Annotated in this window: 17 protein-coding genes; 11 read left to right on the top strand and 6 right to left on the bottom strand. The window is 72.1% G+C overall.

Annotated features, from left to right (window positions below):
- Positions 1-129 precede the first annotated feature (129 nt).
- A complete protein-coding gene (locus AC0682_RS13875; protein ID WP_478532942.1) occupies positions 130-954 on the top strand; it encodes a purine-nucleoside phosphorylase in 825 nt (274 codons plus the stop codon).
- A gap of 374 nt (positions 955-1,328) precedes the next feature.
- Positions 1,329-2,969, top strand: coding sequence for a phospho-sugar mutase (locus tag AC0682_RS13870; protein WP_478532940.1), 1,641 nt, complete (start codon positions 1,329-1,331; stop codon positions 2,967-2,969).
- Between the two features lie 122 nt (positions 2,970-3,091).
- On the opposite strand, the gene AC0682_RS13865 is transcribed toward AC0682_RS13870, so the two are convergent.
- Positions 3,092-3,742, bottom strand: coding sequence for a PH domain-containing protein (locus tag AC0682_RS13865; RefSeq protein WP_478532939.1), 651 nt, complete (start codon positions 3,740-3,742; stop codon positions 3,092-3,094).
- Between the two features lie 150 nt (positions 3,743-3,892).
- On the opposite strand from AC0682_RS13865, the gene deoC reads away from it, so the two are divergent.
- Genes deoC through AC0682_RS13850 form a run of 3 tightly spaced genes read left to right on the top strand, consistent with a single transcriptional unit; the run spans position 3,893 to position 7,193 of the window.
- Positions 3,893-4,840: a deoxyribose-phosphate aldolase gene (gene deoC / locus AC0682_RS13860; RefSeq protein ID WP_254813200.1), complete on the top strand. Its 948-nt coding sequence runs from the start codon at positions 3,893-3,895 to the stop codon at positions 4,838-4,840.
- A gap of 6 nt (positions 4,841-4,846) precedes the next feature.
- Positions 4,847-6,283, top strand: a complete 1,437-nt coding sequence (locus AC0682_RS13855) for an aldehyde dehydrogenase family protein (RefSeq protein WP_254811831.1) — start codon at positions 4,847-4,849, stop codon at positions 6,281-6,283.
- Positions 6,276-7,193, top strand: a complete 918-nt coding sequence (locus tag AC0682_RS13850) for an aldehyde dehydrogenase family protein (RefSeq protein ID WP_478532937.1) — start codon at positions 6,276-6,278, stop codon at positions 7,191-7,193. Before AC0682_RS13855 ends, AC0682_RS13850 begins: the two co-directional genes overlap by 8 nt.
- 125 nt (positions 7,194-7,318) lie before the next feature.
- On the opposite strand, the gene AC0682_RS13845 is transcribed toward AC0682_RS13850, so the two are convergent.
- Positions 7,319-7,741, bottom strand: coding sequence for a hypothetical protein (locus AC0682_RS13845; protein ID WP_478532935.1), 423 nt, complete (start codon positions 7,739-7,741; stop codon positions 7,319-7,321).
- A 60-nt stretch (positions 7,742-7,801) separates the two neighbouring features.
- Between AC0682_RS13845 and AC0682_RS13840 the strand changes: the two genes are divergently transcribed.
- Positions 7,802-8,506 carry a uridine kinase gene (locus tag AC0682_RS13840; protein ID WP_478532934.1) on the top strand — a complete coding sequence of 235 codons (705 nt, stop codon included), beginning with the start codon at positions 7,802-7,804 and terminating at the stop codon, positions 8,504-8,506.
- A gap of 5 nt (positions 8,507-8,511) precedes the next feature.
- On the opposite strand, the gene AC0682_RS13835 is transcribed toward AC0682_RS13840, so the two are convergent.
- From AC0682_RS13835 to AC0682_RS13820, 4 genes are all read right to left on the bottom strand, one after another.
- Complete coding sequence (locus tag AC0682_RS13835; RefSeq protein ID WP_478533037.1) at positions 8,512-9,534, bottom strand: hypothetical protein; 1,023 nt, start codon at positions 9,532-9,534, stop codon at positions 8,512-8,514.
- A 61-nt stretch (positions 9,535-9,595) separates the two neighbouring features.
- Positions 9,596-11,860 carry a WXG100 family type VII secretion target gene (locus AC0682_RS13830; protein ID WP_478532933.1) on the bottom strand — a complete coding sequence of 755 codons (2,265 nt, stop codon included), beginning with the start codon at positions 11,858-11,860 and terminating at the stop codon, positions 9,596-9,598.
- Between the two features lie 62 nt (positions 11,861-11,922).
- Positions 11,923-12,387, bottom strand: a complete 465-nt coding sequence (locus tag AC0682_RS13825; RefSeq protein ID WP_478533035.1) for a hypothetical protein — start codon at positions 12,385-12,387, stop codon at positions 11,923-11,925.
- Positions 12,388-12,761: 374 nt separating this feature from the next.
- Positions 12,762-13,601, bottom strand: coding sequence for a SigE family RNA polymerase sigma factor (locus AC0682_RS13820; RefSeq protein ID WP_478532932.1), 840 nt, complete (start codon positions 13,599-13,601; stop codon positions 12,762-12,764).
- A gap of 208 nt (positions 13,602-13,809) precedes the next feature.
- Between AC0682_RS13820 and afsQ1 the strand changes: the two genes are divergently transcribed.
- From afsQ1 to AC0682_RS13795, 5 genes are all read left to right on the top strand, one after another.
- Entirely contained in the window at positions 13,810-14,487 is a 678-nt protein-coding gene (gene afsQ1 / locus AC0682_RS13815) for a two-component system response regulator AfsQ1 (RefSeq protein WP_078533099.1), read from the top strand.
- On the top strand, positions 14,484-16,097 hold the full coding sequence (locus AC0682_RS13810) for an ATP-binding protein (protein WP_478532930.1): 1,614 nt from the start codon (positions 14,484-14,486) through the stop codon (positions 16,095-16,097). Before afsQ1 ends, AC0682_RS13810 begins: the two co-directional genes overlap by 4 nt.
- A gap of 131 nt (positions 16,098-16,228) precedes the next feature.
- Positions 16,229-16,837 carry a hypothetical protein gene (locus AC0682_RS13805; protein WP_478533034.1) on the top strand — a complete coding sequence of 203 codons (609 nt, stop codon included), beginning with the start codon at positions 16,229-16,231 and terminating at the stop codon, positions 16,835-16,837.
- A 79-nt stretch (positions 16,838-16,916) separates the two neighbouring features.
- Entirely contained in the window at positions 16,917-17,483 is a 567-nt protein-coding gene (locus tag AC0682_RS13800; RefSeq protein WP_478532928.1) for a VanZ family protein, read from the top strand.
- Between the two features lie 167 nt (positions 17,484-17,650).
- Positions 17,651-17,857 (top strand): PspC domain-containing protein, encoded by a 207-nt coding sequence (locus tag AC0682_RS13795; RefSeq protein WP_478532927.1) that lies wholly within the window; start codon positions 17,651-17,653, stop codon positions 17,855-17,857.
- The last annotated feature ends 171 nt before the right edge of the window (positions 17,858-18,028 follow it).

Genomic DNA, 18,028 nt, shown 5'->3' with positions numbered 1-18,028 from the left:
CGAGCCGGTCTCGGACAGGATCCGAGCAGGGCCCGGGGGCCGTCTTCGTGCGAAGCCACAAAGACTTCCGGCGAGTCTTTGCACCAGGATATCTACGCGCGTAGGCATTCAGCGGTTACGCTCTTCCGCGTGAACGCATCAGTTATTCCGGACAACATCCAGGGCGACCCGTACGCAGCCGCTGCCGGGGCCGCCGCCCGCCTGCGCGAGCTGACCGGCGCCGAGACCCATGACGTCGCCCTGGTCATGGGCTCCGGCTGGGCGCCCGCGGGCGAAGCACTCGGCACCCCGGAGGCCGAGTTCCCCGTCACCGCGCTCCCCGGCTTCCCGGCCCCCGCGGTCGAGGGCCACGGCGGCACGATCCGCTCGTACAAGATCGGCGGCAAGCGCGCGCTGGTCTTCCTCGGCCGCACGCACTACTACGAGGGCCGCGGCGTCGCCGCCGTCGCCCACGGAGTCCGTACGGCGGTGGCCGCGGGCTGCCGGACCGTCGTCCTGACCAACGGCTGCGGCGGCCTCCGCGAGGGTATGCGCCCCGGCCAGCCGGTGCTGATCAGCGACCACATCAACCTCACGGCGACCTCCCCGATCGTCGGCGCCAACTTCGTCGACCTGACCGACCTGTACTCGCCGCGCCTGCGCGCGCTGTGCAAGGAGATCGACAGCACCCTGGAAGAGGGTGTGTACGTCCAGTTCCCCGGCCCGCACTACGAGACCCCGGCCGAGATCAACATGGTCCGTGTCCTGGGCGGCGACCTGGTCGGCATGTCCACGGTCCTGGAGGCCATCGCGGCCCGCGAGGCGGGCGCCGAGGTGCTGGGCCTCTCCCTGGTCACCAACCTGGCGGCGGGCCTCTCCGGCGAGCCTCTGAACCACGAGGAGGTCCTCCAGGCGGGCCGCGACTCGGCGACGCGGATGGGCGCCCTGCTGGCCCGGGTGCTCGACCGCATCTAGGCGGTACGCCGCAGGGGACCGGGCCCGTCCGAAGTTCGAGGACCGGGCCCGCCCCGGCTCCCCCTCCGTCCCGGCTGCTCGTCCAGCCGGTCCGGCGTTCTGCTGCTCTTCCACCCCGCCCGGCTGCCCCTCCACCCCGCCCGAATCCCCTTTCCCCTTCCACCCCGTCCGGCCGCTCCTCCAGCCCCGTCCGGTGTCCGAGGACGGGGGTCCGGGGCGGAGCCCCGGTTTCGGGAAGGGGCGGGGTGGGGAACAGCCCGCGCAGCGCCCACCCGCGCCCACCCGCGCCCACCCGCGTACTCGCCCCCGCCCCACCCCTCTCCGCCCCACCACCCCCGCCCCACGACCACCGCAACCCCCGAAAGGCGGCCCCCGTGCAGCACGACCTCATCGCGCAGGCCAGGACCTGGCTGGCCGAGGACCCCGACCCCGAGACCCGTGACGAGCTGGGCGCCCTCATCGCGGCGGGCGACACCGACGAGCTCGCCGCCCGTTTCGCGGGTACCCTCCAGTTCGGCACGGCCGGGCTGCGCGGCGAGCTGGGGGCCGGTCCCATGAGGATGAACCGGTCCGTGGTGATCCGGGCGGCGGCGGGCCTCGCCGCGTACCTGAAGGCCCAGGGCCAGGACGGCGGCCTCGTCGTCATCGGCTACGACGCCCGCTACAAGTCCGCCGACTTCGCCCGCGACACCGCCGCCGTGATGACCGGCGCCGGACTCCGCGCCGCCGTGCTTCCCCGGCCGCTCCCCACCCCCGTACTCGCGTACGCCATAAGGCACCTGGGCGCCGTCGCCGGGGTCGAGGTCACCGCCAGCCACAACCCGCCCCGCGACAACGGCTACAAGGTCTATCTCGGCGACGGCTCGCAGATCGTGCCCCCGGCCGACGGCGAGATCGCGGCCGCCATCGCCGCGGTCGGCCCGCTGGCGGACGTCGTCCGCCCCGAGGACGGCTGGGAGACCCTCGGCGAAGAGGTCCTGGAGGCCTATCTCGCCCGTACGGACGCCGTCCTGGCCGCCGGCAGCCCTCGTACCGCACGTACCGTCCACACCGCCCTGCACGGCGTCGGCACCTCCGTGCTGACCGCCGCCTTCGCTCGGGCCGGGTTCCCCGCGCCGGTGCTCGTCACCGAGCAGGCCGAGCCCGACCCCGCCTTCCCCACCGTCGCCTTCCCCAACCCGGAAGAGCCCGGCGCGATGGACCTCGCCTTCGCCACCGCGCGCCGGGCGGCCCCGGACCTGATCATCGCCAACGACCCGGACGCCGACCGCTGTGCCGTCGCCGTGCCCGACACCTCCGTCGAGGGCGGCTGGCGGATGCTGCGCGGTGACGAGGTCGGGGCGCTGCTCGCCGCGCACCTGGTGGAGCGGGGTGTGAGCGGCGTGTTCGCGGAGTCGATCGTGTCGTCGTCGCTGCTCGGCCGGATCGCGGAGAAGGCGGGCCTCGGCTACGAGGAGACGCTGACGGGCTTCAAGTGGATCGCCCGGGTGGACGGACTGCGGTACGGGTACGAGGAGGCGCTGGGCTACTGCGTCGACCCCGAGGGCGTCCGCGACAAGGACGGCATCACCGCAGCGCTGCTCGTCGTCGAGCTGGCCTCCGTCCTGAAGGAGCAGGGCCGTACGCTGCTGGACCTGCTGGACGACCTGGCGCTGGCCCACGGCCTGCACGCCACCGACCAGCTCTCGGTGCGGGTGGAGGACCTGACGGTCATCGCGGACGCCATGGCCCGGCTCCGCGAACAGCCGCCGACCACCCTCGCCGGTCTCGCGGTCACCTCGGCCGAGGACCTGTCGCAGGGCACGGCCGCGCTGCCGCCCACGGACGGGCTGCGCTACCAGCTGGAAGGCGCCCGGGTGATCGTCCGCCCGAGCGGCACCGAGCCGAAGCTGAAGTGCTACCTGGAGGTCGTGGTCCCGGTCGCGGACGCCGCGTCACTGCCCGCCGCGCGGGCCCGGGGCGCTGAGCTGCTCGCCGGGATCAAGCGGGACCTGGCGGCGGCCGCGGGGATCTGAGCCGTACGGCCGTACGTACGGGACACGGGAGAGGACCGGCCCCGGCAGAAGTGCCGGGGGCCGGTCCTCTCCTGCGAGGTCCCGCAGAGTCCTGAAGAGTCCTACGGAGTGCGCGGGGCCTCTCAGCCCGTCGTCCACAGGACCACGAACAGCACGACCCCCGCCACCGCCGGCGCGATCACCTCGTACGCCCAGCGCACCGAGCCCGTCGTGGCACCGGCGTCCCCCTTCGGGTCGCCCGCCCGCTCGGCCATCTCCCGCAGCTCCATGATCGTCTGATCGGCCGCCGCGACAGGCGGGGCCGTGTGCCGGTGGGCGTCGGCGCCCGCGCCCGGCGAGAAGCGGCCGTAGGCGTCCTTGTGCGGCGCACGGGCCGCCGCGCGCGAGGCGCGCTTGCGGTCGCGCAGGGAGACGGGGATGGCCCACAGCTGGTACTTGGTACCGCCGACGGCGATCAGCTCGGAGGAGTACCCGGCCCGGACGTCGGCCACCTCGGTCCAGGGCAGCTGGATCGTCCGGAACGGGTTGCGGACACGGATCCGCTCGGCGTTCACGGAGACGACGGGCCGCAGGGTGAACGCCACGATCAGCGGCACGGCGGTGAGCAAAGCGGCGAGGGCCAGCCACGGCGCCTGCCCCTCGCCCCGGACCAGGGCGTCCCCGGCCATCACCCCGACCAGGGCGAGGAGCAGCACCCCGCAGACCAGCGCGGAGGTCGAGCGGTGGGTCCGGTCGGCGTACTGCGGCTCAGCGGGGGGCGTGGGGCTCGTCATGGGGCCGATTGTGCCTGACGGATCCGGAGGACGGGCCTTCGCCCTGCGCCCGCGCCTCCACCGGAGGCCGCCGGACCTGTGGCGGTACGCACGGTCGGGCCGTACCCCTGTACAGGCCGCTACGCGCGTAGATATGCTCCTCTGGTGACCATGCCCACCACTGCTCCCGCATTCGCCGACGCGACCGCGTCCGACAGTGCGCTGCGCCGCTTCCTGTTCGGGTTGCCCGGCGTCGACGCCGTCGGCCTCGAAGCGCGCGCCGCCGCCCTCGGAACCCGCTCGATCAAGACGACGGCCAAGGCGTACGCCATCGATCTCGCCATCTCGATGATCGACCTGACGACGCTGGAAGGCGCGGACACCCCGGGCAAGGTCCGGGCTCTCGCCGCCAAGGCCGTCCATCCCGACCCGCTCGACCGCACCACCCCGCGCACCGCCGCGGTCTGCGTCTACCCCGACATGGTCGCCACCGCCGCCGCCTCGCTCGCCGGTTCCGGCGTGAAGGTGGCGTCCGTGGCGACCGCCTTCCCGGCCGGCCGGGCCGCGCTGGACGTCAAGCTGGCGGACGTCCGTGACGCCGTGGCGGCCGGGGCCGACGAGATCGACATGGTGATCGACCGGGGGGCCTTCCTCTCCGGCCGGTTCCTGAAGGTCTACGAGGAGATCGTGGCCGTCAAGGCCGAGTGCGGGACCGCCCGCCTCAAGGTGATCTTCGAGACCGGCGAGCTGTCCACGTACGACAACATCCGCCGCGCCTCCTGGCTCGGGATGCTGGCGGGCGCGGACTTCATCAAGACCTCGACCGGCAAGGTGGCCACCAACGCCACCCCGGCCAACACCCTCCTGATGCTGGAGGCGGTCCGGGACTTCCGGGCGCAGACCGGCGTGCAGATCGGTGTGAAGCCGGCCGGCGGCATCCGCACCACCAAGGACGCGATCAAGTTCCTGGTGCTGGTGAACGAGACGGCGGGCGAGGACTGGCTGGACAACCACTGGTTCCGGTTCGGCGCCTCCAGCCTCCTCAACGACCTGCTGATGCAGCGCCAGAAGCTCAGCACCGGCCGTTACTCCGGCCCCGATTACGTGACGGTGGACTGATAAGCCATGGCATCCGCATTCGAGTACGCACCGGCGCCGGAGTCCCGCTCCGTCGTCGACATCGCCCCGTCCTACGGGCTGTTCATCGACGGTGAGTTCACCGAGGCCGCCGACGGCAAGGTCTTCAAGACCGTCTCGCCGAGCACCGAGGAGGTGCTCTCCGAGGTCGCTCAGGCGGGCGCGGCGGACGTGGACCGGGCCGTGAAGGCAGCACGCAAGGCGTTCGAGAAGTGGTCGGCGCTGCCCGGCTCCGAGCGCGCCAAGTACCTGTTCCGCATCGCCCGGATCATCCAGGAGCGCAGCCGTGAGCTGGCCGTCCTGGAGACGCTGGACAACGGCAAGCCGATCAGGGAGACGCGCGACGCGGACCTCCCGCTGGTCGCCGCGCACTTCTTCTACTACGCGGGCTGGGCCGACAAGCTGGACCACGCGGGGTACGGGTCGAACCCGCGCCCGCTGGGCGTGGCCGGGCAGGTCATCCCGTGGAACTTCCCGATGCTGATGCTCGCGTGGAAGATCGCCCCGGCGCTGGCCACGGGGAACACGGTGGTGCTGAAGCCCGCCGAGACGACCCCGCTCAGCGCCCTGTTCTTCGCGGACATCTGCCGCCAGGCCGGGCTGCCGAAGGGTGTCGTCAACATCCTCACCGGTTACGGGGACGCGGGCGAGGCCCTCGTCACGCACCCGGACGTGAACAAGGTCGCCTTCACCGGTTCGACCGCCGTCGGCAAGGCCATCGCGCGGTCCGTCGCGGGCACGGAGAAGAAGGTCACCCTGGAGCTGGGCGGCAAGGGCGCCAACATCGTCTTCGACGACGCCCCGATCGACCAGGCCGTCGAGGGCATCGTCACCGGCATCTTCTTCAACCAGGGCCAGGTCTGCTGCGCGGGCTCCCGGCTGCTGGTCCAGGAGTCGGTCCAGGACGAGGTGCTGGACGCGCTGAAGCGCCGGCTCTCCACGCTGCGGCTGGGCGACCCGCTGGACAAGAACACCGACATCGGCGCGATCAACTCCGCCGCGCAGCTCGCCCGGATCACCGCCCTGGTGGAGACCGGTGAGGCGGAGGGCGCGACCCGCTGGAGCGCCCCCTGCGAACTGCCGTCCTCGGGCTACTGGTTCGCGCCGACCCTCTTCACCGACGTCACCCAGGCCCACACGGTCGCCCGTGACGAGATCTTCGGCCCGGTCCTCTCCGTGCTCTCGTTCCGCACCCCGGACGAGGCGGTCGCCAAGGCCAACAACAGCCAGTACGGCCTCTCGGCCGGCATCTGGACGGAGAAGGGCTCCCGCATCCTCGCGGTGGCGAACAAGCTCCGCGCGGGTGTCGTCTGGGCCAACACGTTCAACAAGTTCGACCCGACGTCGCCGTTCGGCGGCTACAAGGAGTCGGGCTACGGCCGCGAGGGCGGCCGCCACGGCCTGGAGGCGTACCTCGATGTCTGACCAGAACCGTCTTGGCGTCTTCAAGACCTACAAGCTGTACGTCGGGGGCAAGTTCCCCCGCTCCGAGAGCGGCCGGGTGTACGAGGTGACCGACTCCAAGGGCGCATGGCTGGCCAACGCGCCGCAGTCCTCCCGCAAGGACGCCCGGGACGCGGTCGTGGCCGCGCGGAAGGCGTTCGGCGGCTGGTCGGGCGCGACCGCGTACAACCGCGGCCAGGTCCTCTACCGCGTCGCGGAGATGCTGGAGGGCCGCAGGGAGCAGTTCGTCCGCGAGGTGGCCGCGTCCGAAGGCCTGTCGAAGTCCAAGGCGGCGGCCGTGGTCGACGCGGCGATCGACCGCTGGGTCTGGTACGCGGGCTGGACCGACAAGATCGGCCAGATCTCCGGCGGGGCCAACCCGGTCGCGGGCCCGTATCTCAACCTCTCCACCCCCGAGCCGACGGGCGTGGTAGCGGTCCTGGCGCCGCAGAAGTCGTCGCTCCTCGGCCTGGTCTCCGTGATCGCCCCGGTGATCGCGACCGGCAACACGGCGGTCGTCATCGCCTCGGCGGACGCCCCGCTGCCCGCGCTCTCGCTGGGCGAGGTGCTGGCCACCTCCGACGTTCCCGGCGGCGTGGTCAACATCCTGTCGGGCGCCACGGCGGAGCTGGCGGCTCCGCTCGCCGCCCACCAGGACGTCAACGCGATCGACCTCACCGGCGCCGGTGCCGAGCTGGCCAAGGAGTTGGAGATCGCGGCGGCGGACAACCTGAAGCGGGTCCTGCGCCCGCTCCCCGCCGAGGCCGACGACGCGAACGCGTCCACCGACTGGCTGGCCGTGCCCGGCACGCACCGGCTGACGGCGTTCCTGGAGACCAAGACGGTCTGGCACCCGACGGGTGCGCTGGGCGCCGCGGGTTCGTCGTACTGACGTAGCCACGGGCGCGTCGTCCTGACGCTCGCGCCCGGTCACGGAGGGGCCGCCCCCACACCGACAGCGTCCCACACGCTGGGGGGCGGCCCCTCCGTCCCGCGTCCTGCCGTACGCGACCGGCGTCAGCCCGTGACGAGCTGGGTGAGCGCCCCCACCACCGGCAGGTCACTGATCGCGCCGCCGCTGGTGAGGGGGTCGGTGAGCACGGCGGTCGACACCGGCTGGAAGTCGGCGACCTGGGTGCCCACCGCGTTGTCCAGCGGGTCCACGCCGGTCTTGGCCAGCGGGTGCAGCTGGAGCTCGGTGACCGGCCGGATGCTGTTGGTCAGCGAGGTCCCGAGCGCGCTGGTCACCGCGGGCCCGGCGCTCTCGGTGACCGCCTCCACGGCGGTGACGCCCTGCTCGGGGATCTCCGCGACCGGAGGCAGCTGGGGAAGGGCCTGGGCGGAGCCCGCACCCGCCCCCAGCGCCGCTCCCAGCGCGGTCACGGTCAGACCGGCGCGCAGCAGGGCGCGCCGTTCGGGCTTGCGTGCGTGAAGTGCCATGTTTCCACCTGATCGACCTGGTCGGGTAATCGTGCGTACGCGCAGAGTAGTTGAGGTGTGATGCTGGATACCAACAAGAGGCCCGGGTGGTCCCCTGCGCGGGTCAATGCCTCACACTTCTGTTCTGTGAGTCCCAGTTCCCCTCCGCCCCCGACCCGCGTCGTCCTGCTCGCGGGCCCCTCCGGCTCCGGCAAGTCCGTCCTGGCCGCCCGCACCGGTCTCCCGGTGCTGCGCCTGGACGACTTCTACAAGGAGTACGACGACCCGACGCTGCCCCGGGTCCCCGGCTCCACCGACATCGACTGGGACTCGGCCGGGTCCTGGGACGCGGACGCGGCGGTGGCGGCCATCGCGGAGCTGTGCCGCACGGGCCGGACGAACGTGCCGGTGTACGACATCGCCACCAGCTCCCGTACGGGCACCGAGGGCTTCCGCATCGAGCGCTCGCCGCTCTTCGTGGCCGAGGGCATCTTCGCGGCGGACATCGTGGCGCGCTGCCAGGAGCTGGGTCTGCTGGCGGACGCGCTCTGCCTGCGCGGCCGCCCCTCCACCACGTTCCGCCGCCGCCTGGTCCGGGACCTGCGCGAGGGCCGCAAGTCGGTGCCGTTCCTGCTGCGGCGCGGCTGGCGCCTGATGCGGGACGAGCGGCGCATCGTGGCCCGCCAGACGGCCCTGGGGGCGTACCCCTGCGCCAAGGACGAGGCGCTGGGCCGACTGGCGGCAGCGGCGGCGGGGCGGTGCCGGCGGGTGACGGTGCCGGAGTAGCCGCCTCAGCCGGCGGAGGAGGAGGCGGGGGCCGCGCAGCCGAAGGTCTTGGCTGCGGCCTTCATGAAGGGGGCGACGTACGCGTCCCGCTTCGGCAGGTCCTCGTGGCGCTTGCTCGCCTCCAGGTACTGCTGCCCCGACTCCACGGCCAGGTAGAGAGCGCCGCCGTCCGCGCAGGACAGGATGCGTCCGGGACCCCTGTCCACGATTTCGGCTTCCCGGCCGCCCGGCGCCGTGCCCTGGGTCGTTCCCGGGAACTTCCGCATGGCGGCGATGAGCAGCGGGTCGCGGGAGGCCGTGTACTTCATGAAGCCGTCCGCACGGACAAAACCGCTCGCTTCGTCGTCCAGGGTCAGCTTGCAGGACCACAGGTCGGCGGGGGCCTGCTGCCCCTCTTCGAGCACCTTCGTCCCTGCGGGCACCTGGCCTCGCACGGTCAGGCCGTCCAGGCCGCACACCTGTCCTTCGGAGACCGGGCGGGCGGCGTCGGAGCGGGGGGACACGAGCGCTCCGGGCTTCTCGGGCAGGTCACCGCACCGGGTCCGGGCCGCGATGGTCCGTACGGTGTCCGTGGCCAGGGCGGCGAAGGCGGTGCGGTCCGCGGCCGGTTCGGTGATGCTGAACTCGGCGACCACCGGCCGGTCGGTCCAGCACTTCTCGGGCAGCATGACCCACGCCTTGTACGCGTCGACCCCGCCGGTCACCTCGCCGCTGAAGAACGAGGCGCCCGGCGGATAGGGCTCGCTCTCGAACGCCATTGGATCGTAGCCCCGTACGCCCCAGAGCCGAACCGTCAGCCGGCTCTCGCCGGAACCGAGGACGACGGACGACTTCTCGATCCTGCACGTCGTGTCCGTCAGGTCGTCGTCCAGCCCGTCCCCTTCGGCATCCAGGCGCCCGGCCCCCGGAAGTACCGCGTCCGCCTGCTCCGCCGACACGAGCCCCCCGCAGAGCCGTTCCGCCGTCAGGATGTTGGTGTTGCGCCAGGCGTGCAGCAGCCCCGCGACCACCACGATCACGGCGGCCACGACCGCCCAGACCTTCCACGCCGGACGCGTACGGCCTGCTGCTCCTGCTGTGCTCACGTGCTCACTTCCTGGTCCGCAGGGCCGAATACGCCTCTTCACGGCCGGTGATGTAGCTCTGCTTGGCCTCGCCCTTGGCGTTCTCGGCAGCGTCGGAGCCCTTGGCGTCGCGGGTGTCGGACCAGCCGTCGATGAGGTTGTTGGTGCCCGCGATGCCGCCCGCCGTCTCGCGGCTGACGTCGGCGCGTGCGACGTTCTCCTTCTCGGTGATGACGTCCTTGGACCACTCGTAGGTGGCGGCGTCCACGGCACGCTGCGCGACATCGCCGAACGTGGGGATCGTGTTGGCCAGTGCCCCGACGCCGTGGTACGCGTACCGCGCCTGATCGTTGATCTTGCCGACCTCGGCGTCGCGGACGTCGAGGATCATGTCCGTGCCGATGGCGTTCATGCCGCCGAGGGCCTCGCCCACATGGCGTGCCCGGTTGTCCCAGCTGGTGACGTTCTCGGTCAGGGCGGACTGGGGCACCTGACGGCCGGTGTCCAGGTACTCGGCCGCGTAGCCGCGCTGGCTCTCGTAGAGAGTGTCGAAGACGCGGATGGGCTCGCCCTTCTCGTTCTCGCCGGCCACCCCGTCGGAGACTCCGCGCATCACCCGCAGCAGGCTCTCCTTGCTGTTGGTGATGGAGGCGTTGTCCCCGGAACCGGAGACGTCGTCCTGGCCGACCGGGCTGTTCGGGGCGTAGCCGCCGAGGATGGCGTGGGTGTCCTGCGTGTAGTCGTTCAGTGCCCGGCCGAGCGGGGCCTTCAGCGCCTCCGGGATGCTGTCGCCCTCGGCGCCCTTGTCCAGCGTCGCGATGATGCCCTGCATGACGCGGGCCTGACCCTCGCCATGGGGTCCCGGCCTGCCCAGCGGCGTGCCCGGTTCGTGCCCGGTCGCCCCGGCCTCCAGCGCGAGCCCCAGGCCGTGGCGGCTGAGCGGGTCGTCGTTGGTGATGACCGTGCGGCCGGCCACGATGTGCTGCTTCGGCCACTCCCGCGCGTCGTCCCCGTTGCCCACCAGGTAGTCCAGGTGCGCCTGGCCGTGCTCCAGCTTCGGGTCGAAGAAGGCGGTGGCGGCGTCGGGGTTCTTGCTCATCACGCCGAGCAGGCTGTCGAGCGCGTCGGCGCGGCCCTCGCGGTGGTTGCCGCCCCACTGCTCGAAGATGGTCCGGTTGTCCTTCTCGGCGGCGATCATGTCGTGGCCGAGCTGGTTGAGGAACTGGTCGTCGAACGGCACGTCGGCGCGGGTCATCATCTCGACGAACGGGCGGTAGCCGTACATCGGGTTGGTCTTCGAGTCGAAGTTCTTGGCCCCGGCCTCCTTGAGGCCCTCGGTGAACTTCTTGTAGAACGCGCCGTCGGGGCTCTTCAGCCAGGCCTCGTACTTCGCGGAGCCGGGGCCCGCGTCGACCATCGAACCGGGGACGTGGGTGGCCGTGGCCACGGTGTTGGCGAGGCCGCCGAGCAGCTTGGTGTACTGGTTCGCGGAGGAACCGCCCTCCCGTTCCCGGTCGGACATGACGTCGCTCAGTTTGACGATGCCCTCGGGGCCCAGCCGGTTCAGCAGGGACTTGGCGAAGGTCTTGTCGCCGGCCTGGTCCCGCATCGCCCGTTCCATCTCGGCGAGGTCGGCGTCGGAGACCTTCTTGCCGTCGAGGAGCCGCTTGGCGATCTCCTCGGTGTTGCGCAGCTCGTACTCCTCGATGTCACCGAGGGGCTTGCCGTTGAAACCGTTCGTCGTGCCGTCCGTGGCGTCGGTGTCCTTCACGACCGCCTTGAGCGCGATCTCCACACCGGCGTCCGCGTCCGTGATCTGGGCGACCAGCCGGTCGATCCGCCGCTGCCACGAGGCGACCGCGTCCCGCACCGACTTCTGGTAGTCCGGGTCGTGGTGGTACGCGTTCCGCGAGCCCTCGCTCAGAGTCGAGGTGTCGAAGGTGACCCTGCCGCTGTCCGAGACCTTCATGTCGGCCTTCAGGGCGTCGGCCCGCGCTGTCTGGAGGTTCTTCTTCAGCTCCGTGAACTGCGTGTGCGCGTCCCGGAGCAGCGAGGCTATCGCCTTCGCTTCGGCCTGGGCGTTCTTGTACTCGTTGAGCGTGACGCGGAACCGGGCGTTGGCGGCGTCCGCGCTCTGGCCGATCCAGGTGCGCTCCAGAGTGATGCCCTGGACCTCCTTCTCGTACTCCTTCGCGCGCTTGTTGAACTCGCCTGCCATCCCCGTCCACTTGGCCGCGGCCGTGGTGAGAGCGGAGAGGTCCGTCGTCATGATCTCGTGATAGGTGGGCATGCCCTTGTCCCCGTTGTCCGCAGTGCCTGGTGAACGCGCTGGGCCGCAGCCCTCGACAGCCCTCAGTAGCCGTCCAGCGGCGAGATGGCACGGAACTGCTGCCGGGTGATCAGTTCGGCTCCACCGAGGTGCAGCCGGGCGCCGCTCAGCGCGTTCTCGTCCGCCTCCAGCCGCTTCAGCATGGCCTGCACCTGCTCGCCCCAGGTCTTGTGCGCGTTCTTCAGCGCGCGTGAGGTGACCCAGCCGTCGCCGTCCTTGGCACCGAACGCCTTGACCGCCGCCGAGGTCTCCTCGTCCGCGTGCTCGCCGTCCTTCTTGGTCCCGGGCCTGATCCGCGTACGGATGGCCTCGGCCGCGGCCTTCTTCTGCGCCGGGGTGGAGGCGAGGGAGGGGGCTCCAGGGGCGAACGGCGGGCCGTAGCCGGGGGCGTAGGGGCCCTGGGTCGGGCCGTTCGGGCCCTGGCCGGGGGCGTAGGGGCCGTACACGGGCGGTGGGGAGGATTCGGACGGGACCTCGTTGAGCTGCATCGAGACCGGCTCGGCTCCCTCTGCGGATGCCGTCGTCCCGTCGGCTGTCTGACTGCTCAACTCGGCCCCCATAAGTCATCTCGAACGTCTGCGCCGGATCGTGATCCGGTCACCCTAACAAGCGCTTTTTCCGCCAGGCCCGCATGGCGAACGGGGCCGTACAGGACCCCCCGGCCCGTACGACCCCGCTCTGATTCCCCCTGTGGCCTGCGCCTCCCCCGAAGCGACCGGCCGTTCCCCCGTGTTTCCCCCGGACCCCCTCGGATCCCGTTTTCACTGTTCCCCCGTGGTTCCCCCACATCTCCCCCGTGGGTTCCCCGCTTCTCCCCCGTAGCCCCTGCCTCCCCCGAAGCAGCGGCCGTTCCCCCGTAGCCTCAGGCCACCAGCTCGCCGAAGGACTCCTGCTCGTCACGGCCGAAGCTGAGGACCTCGTCCTCGCGCAGCCGGCGGAGGGACCGCCAGATGCTCGACTTCACCGTGCCGACACTGATGTCGAGGATCGACGCGATCTCCGGGTCGGTGCGGCCCTCGTAGTACCGCAGGACCAGCATCGTGCGCTGGAGCTCGGGCAGCCGGGCGAGCGCCTGCCAGAGCACCGCGCGCAGCTCCGTACCGCGCATCGCGTCCGTGTCACCCACCGTCTCCGGCAGCTCCTCGGTCGGGTATTCGTTCAGCTTGCGCCTGCGCCAGGCGCTGATGTGCAGGTTGGTCATGGTGCGGCGCAGATAGCCGCCGACGGCCGCCTTGTCGCTGATCCTGTCCCACGCCCGGTACGTCGAGAAGAGGGCGCTCTGCAGCAGGTCCTCGGCCTCGAACCGGTCGCCGGTCAGGTGGTAGGCGGTGGCGTACAGGGAGGCCCGCCGCTCCTGGACGTAGGCCGTGAACGCCGCTTCGGCGTCCCCGCTCTCCGTCCGGGCGCGGTCCCCCGTGACCTCCCCGTACGCGCTTCCCCCGTTGCCCCCCGCTGCCCCCGCGTCCCCCGTGGGTGCGTCCACCACCGTCATGTACGGCTTGCGCGACTGCTCCGCGGCCGACGGCGACGACGGGTGCTGACGCCCGGCGCCCCGAACACGCCCCCGCACTCCCCCGAGCTCCCGGCTGCGCTCCAGCAGGGAGGTACCCCCCGTGCCGCCGGACTTCTCGGTGCTCCGGCCGATGTCGTGGAGACGCGTGACAACTGCGCTTGAGCCGGTGCCGCTGTGCAGTGCGTTCATCTCGCGCCCCCTATCGGTGGAGATCGTTGGAGTCCGTCTGGGTGATGCGTGCTGCTCTTCCCCGCTGCCCAAGAGCTTGCCGGGGCAGTTTCATGGCGCTGTCCGCCGACTGTCACAGGCCTGTCACAGGGGCGGTGGCGGCCGTATCGGGCAGCTGTGCGGGGCCACAGGTCGAACTGAAGCGCCCCCATGGGCCAGAATGACGCTCGTGCCTTTCCTGTTGCTGATCGAGGACGACGACGCCATCCGCACGGCCCTCGAACTCTCGCTGTCACGCCAGGGCCACCGTGTGGCCACCGCGGCGACGGGAGAGGACGGCCTGGAGCTGCTGCGCGAGCAGCGCCCGGACCTGGTCGTGCTGGATGTGATGCTGCCCGGGATCGACGGTTTCGAGGTGTGCCGGCGGATCCGCCGCACCGACCAGCTGCCGATCATTCTGCTGACCGCGCGCAGCGACGACATCGACGTCGTGGTGGGACTGGAGTCCGGCGCGGACGACTATGTGGTCAAACCCGTCCAGGGCCGGGTGCTGGACGCCCGGATCCGGGCGGTGCTGCGCCGCGGTGAGCGGGAGTCGACCGACTCCGCGACCTTCGGCAACGTGGTCATCGACCGGTCCGCCATGACCGTGACCAAGGGCGGGGAGGATCTCCAGCTCACGCCGACCGAGCTGCGGCTCCTGCTGGAGCTGAGCCGTCGGCCCGGCCAGGCCCTCTCCCGGCAGCAGCTGCTGCGGCTGGTGTGGGAGCACGACTACCTGGGCGACTCGCGGCTGGTGGACGCCTGTGTGCAGCGGCTGCGCGCGAAGGTGGAGGACGTGCCGTCCTCCCCGACCCTGATCCGTACGGTACGGGGCGTGGGCTACCGGCTGGACTCGCCTCAGTGACGGAGAGGACCAGGCGGTCCATCCGGGCGGGGCTCCGGTGGACCAGTCTGCGGCTGCGGCTCGTCGTGGTCTTCGCCCTGGTGGCGCTGACGGCGGCGGTCTCCGCCTCGGGTATCGCGTACTGGCTCAACCGCGAGGCCGTGCTGACCCGGACACAGGACACCGCGCTCGACGACTTCCGACGGCAGATGCAGGACACGGCGGCCTCGCTGCCGGTGCGGCCGACCAAGGACGACCTCCAGCGGGCCGCCGGGCAGATGGCGTCCGGCGGGCCCGGCTACAGCGTGCTGCTGGAGGACGAGCGCGAGCGGGGCAAGCCGATCGTCGGCTACTCCGACCTGGACACCTTCACCCGGGCCCACGTACCGGACTCGCTCCAGAAGCAGGTGGCCCGCAAGCAGCCGCTGACCGCGAACAACGAGCACGAGTACCACCTGTTCTGGCAGCGTACGAGCATCTCGGGCACCCCTTACCTCGTCGCCGGTACGCGGATCATCGGCGGCGGCCCGACCGGGTACATGCTCAAGTCCCTCGACCAGGAGCGGCAGGACCTCAACTCGCTGGCCTGGTCGCTGGGGATCGCCACCGCCCTGGCCCTGATCGGCTCGGCGCTGCTGGCCCAAGCCGCGGCGACGACCGTGCTGCGGCCGGTGCAGCGGCTCGGTGACGCGGCCCGCAAGCTGGGCGAGGGCAAGCTCGACACCCGGCTCACGGTCTCCGGTACGGACGAACTCGCCGATCTCTCCCGCACGTTCAACAGGACGGCCAGCTCGCTGGAGAAGCGGGTCGCGGACATGAGCGCGCGGGAGGAGTCCAGCCGACGGTTCGTCGCGGACATGTCCCACGAGCTGCGCACCCCGCTGACCGCGATCACGGCGGTGGCCGAGGTGCTGGAGGAGGAGGCGGACAGCCTCGACCCGATGATCGCCCCCGCCGTGCACCTCGTGGTGAGCGAGACCCGGCGGCTGAACGACCTCGTGGAGAACCTGATGGAGGTGACCCGCTTCGACGCGGGCACCGCGCGTCTGGTCCTGGACGACGTGGACGTGGCCGACCAGGTCACCGCGTGTATCGACGCGCGGGCCTGGCTGGACGCGGTGGACCTGGACGCGGAGCGCGGCATGATGGTCCGGCTCGACCCGCGCCGCCTGGACGTGATCCTGGCCAATCTGATCGGCAACGCCCTCAAGCACGGCGGTTCGCCGGTGAACGTGAAGGTGCGGACCGAGGGCGAGGAACTGGTCATCGAGGTACGGGACCACGGTCCGGGCATTCCGGAGGAGGTGCTGCCGCATGTCTTCGACCGCTTCTACAAGGCGAGCGCCTCCCGGCCGCGTTCGGAGGGCAGCGGACTGGGCCTCTCCATCGCCGTGGAGAACGCGCATATCCACGGCGGAGACATCACGGCCGCCAACTCCCCGGAGGGCGGGGCGGTCTTCGTCCTGCGTCTCCCGCGCGATGCCTCGAAACTGACGGGCGGCGGAGGCGGCACGCAGGGCGCGGCGGACAAGGAGTCCGACGGGCGGCGGAGCGAGGACGACGGGGGCCCCGGCGATTCCGGGAACGCCCGGGGTCCTGAAGGCAAGAACGGGGACGGTGGGGTGTCATGACGGGTGCGGTCCGGCCGACGGCGGCGGATTCGTCCCGGCGGCCGAGGCGCGCGCCGGGGGTGCGTGGGCTCGACCGGTCCGGCGTGCGGGGGCCCGACCCGGCGGTGGTGGGTGGGGCCGAGGCGCGTCGGGTGCACGGCGTACGGCGTACGGTCGCCGGGCTCGCCGCCGTCCTGGCGGCCTTCGCCCTGGCCTCGGGGTGCGGGATCCGGACCACGTCCGTGCCGGTGGACGCCGGGGCCGCACCCTCCCGGGTGCCGTGCAAGCTGCCCTCCGCCGACGTCACGACCCGGTCGCCGGACAGTGTGGCGGCCCCCGTGTACCTGGTGTGCGCCTCGCAGTTGGTGACCGTGGAGCGGCCGGTGCCCGGCGGCCCGGCCGGCGACCCGGACCCGCTGGTGGCCGCCCGTGCCCTGCTGGACCAGGTGCAGCAGGCACCACCCGAGACCGAGCGGCGGGCCGGGTTCTCCACGGCGGTCCCGGCCGGGCTGCGGGTCGAGAAACCCCGGACGGGTGACCCGGCGGGCACCCTGCGGCTGAGCAGCCAGCCCGAGGACCTGTCGGCGGAGGCGCTGGCGCAGCTGGTGTGCACGTACGCGGAGAACAAGGCGCTCGTGACGGACGGCTCGGTGGTGCTGGGCGGCCCGGGGACGTACCCGCCGCGCGGCTACCTCTGCACCTCGCAGACGAAGTCCCGGCCGCAGGACGTGACCACACCGGACGTGCTGGGACGCGACTGAAGCCCGACGAAGGCCGCCGCGAGGCCAACGGGGCCGATGTCACGGAACCGATCCGCCCGGCCGCGGCGTCTTGGTGGGCGTGCGTCAAGGTTCGGACGGTCAGGCCGTCATCCACTTCCGCGCGGCGGGTGTCACTCTCCTCCTCGCGCATCTGCTGTTCGTCGGGTGGCTGACGCTGCGCCCGCTGGACGTGCCCTGGACCGCCGCCGCCAACTTCGAGCCGCTCGCCTCGATCAGGGCCGACCTCGCGCTGGGGCCCGCCGAGGCCGTGCGCCGGATCGGCGGGGCGCTTCTCCTGCTGGCCCCGCTCGGGGTGCTGCTGCCGATGGCCGGGGGGCGGGTCTTCGTCTCGCCGTGGGTGTCGCTGCTGCGGACGGTGGCGGCCGGGGCGCTGATCTCGCTCGCCATCGAGCTGGGCCAGACCGGGGTGGCGGGGCAGGTGGTCGACATCGACTCGGTGCTGCTGAACACCACGGGGGTGGTGGTGGCGCACCTGCTGGTCGTGCCGGTCTGCCGGGCGCGGCTGCGCCGCCGGGGAGTGCCGGGCGTACGGGACCTTCCCCGGTACCGGCAGGAGACCCGCCTGCGGGATGAGGCCCCTGGGGGCTCGACCCCGACGATTTCCAGGGTCGGCATCGCCCCGTAGAGCGATGCTTTGTCCCCCTTCGCGGACGCATGATGGATACATCGGGGGCAGAACAGAGCCGCTGCCGCCGCCAGCGTCTGTCCGCCGGTTCCCGCCGTTGCCCGGAGGGCGGCGGACGGGAGTCGTCAGACAGGCCCCACGGTTCACGTCTCGCGAAGGAGCCCACCATGGCCGCACTGGTCCGCCCCACCGAAGGACGCATGATCGGCGGGGTGTGCGCGGGGCTGGCACGGCGCTTCGGCACCTCGGCCGGCACCATGCGCGTCATCTTCGTCGTCTCCTGCCTGCTGCCCGGCCCGCAGTTCCTGATCTATCTGGCGCTGTGGGCTCTGCTGCCCTCGGAGAAGTCCGCCTCGTCCACGTCTGCCTGGTGACGCGACCGGCCACGGGGCGGTGGCAGCACAAGGGGGGGGGGGGGGGGGGGGGGGGGGGGGGGGGGGGGGGGGGGGGGGGGGGGTGGGGGGGTTGGGGGGCTGGGGGGGGGGGGGGGGGGGGGGTTGGGCCCGGGGAGGGGGCAGAGGGGGGGGAGGGGGGGGCTGCCTCCG

This window comes from Streptomyces sp. NPDC043746, assembly GCF_056436485.1.
The sequence above is the reverse complement of the archived record's forward strand: the minus strand, read 5'-3'. Positions and strand labels throughout refer to the sequence as shown.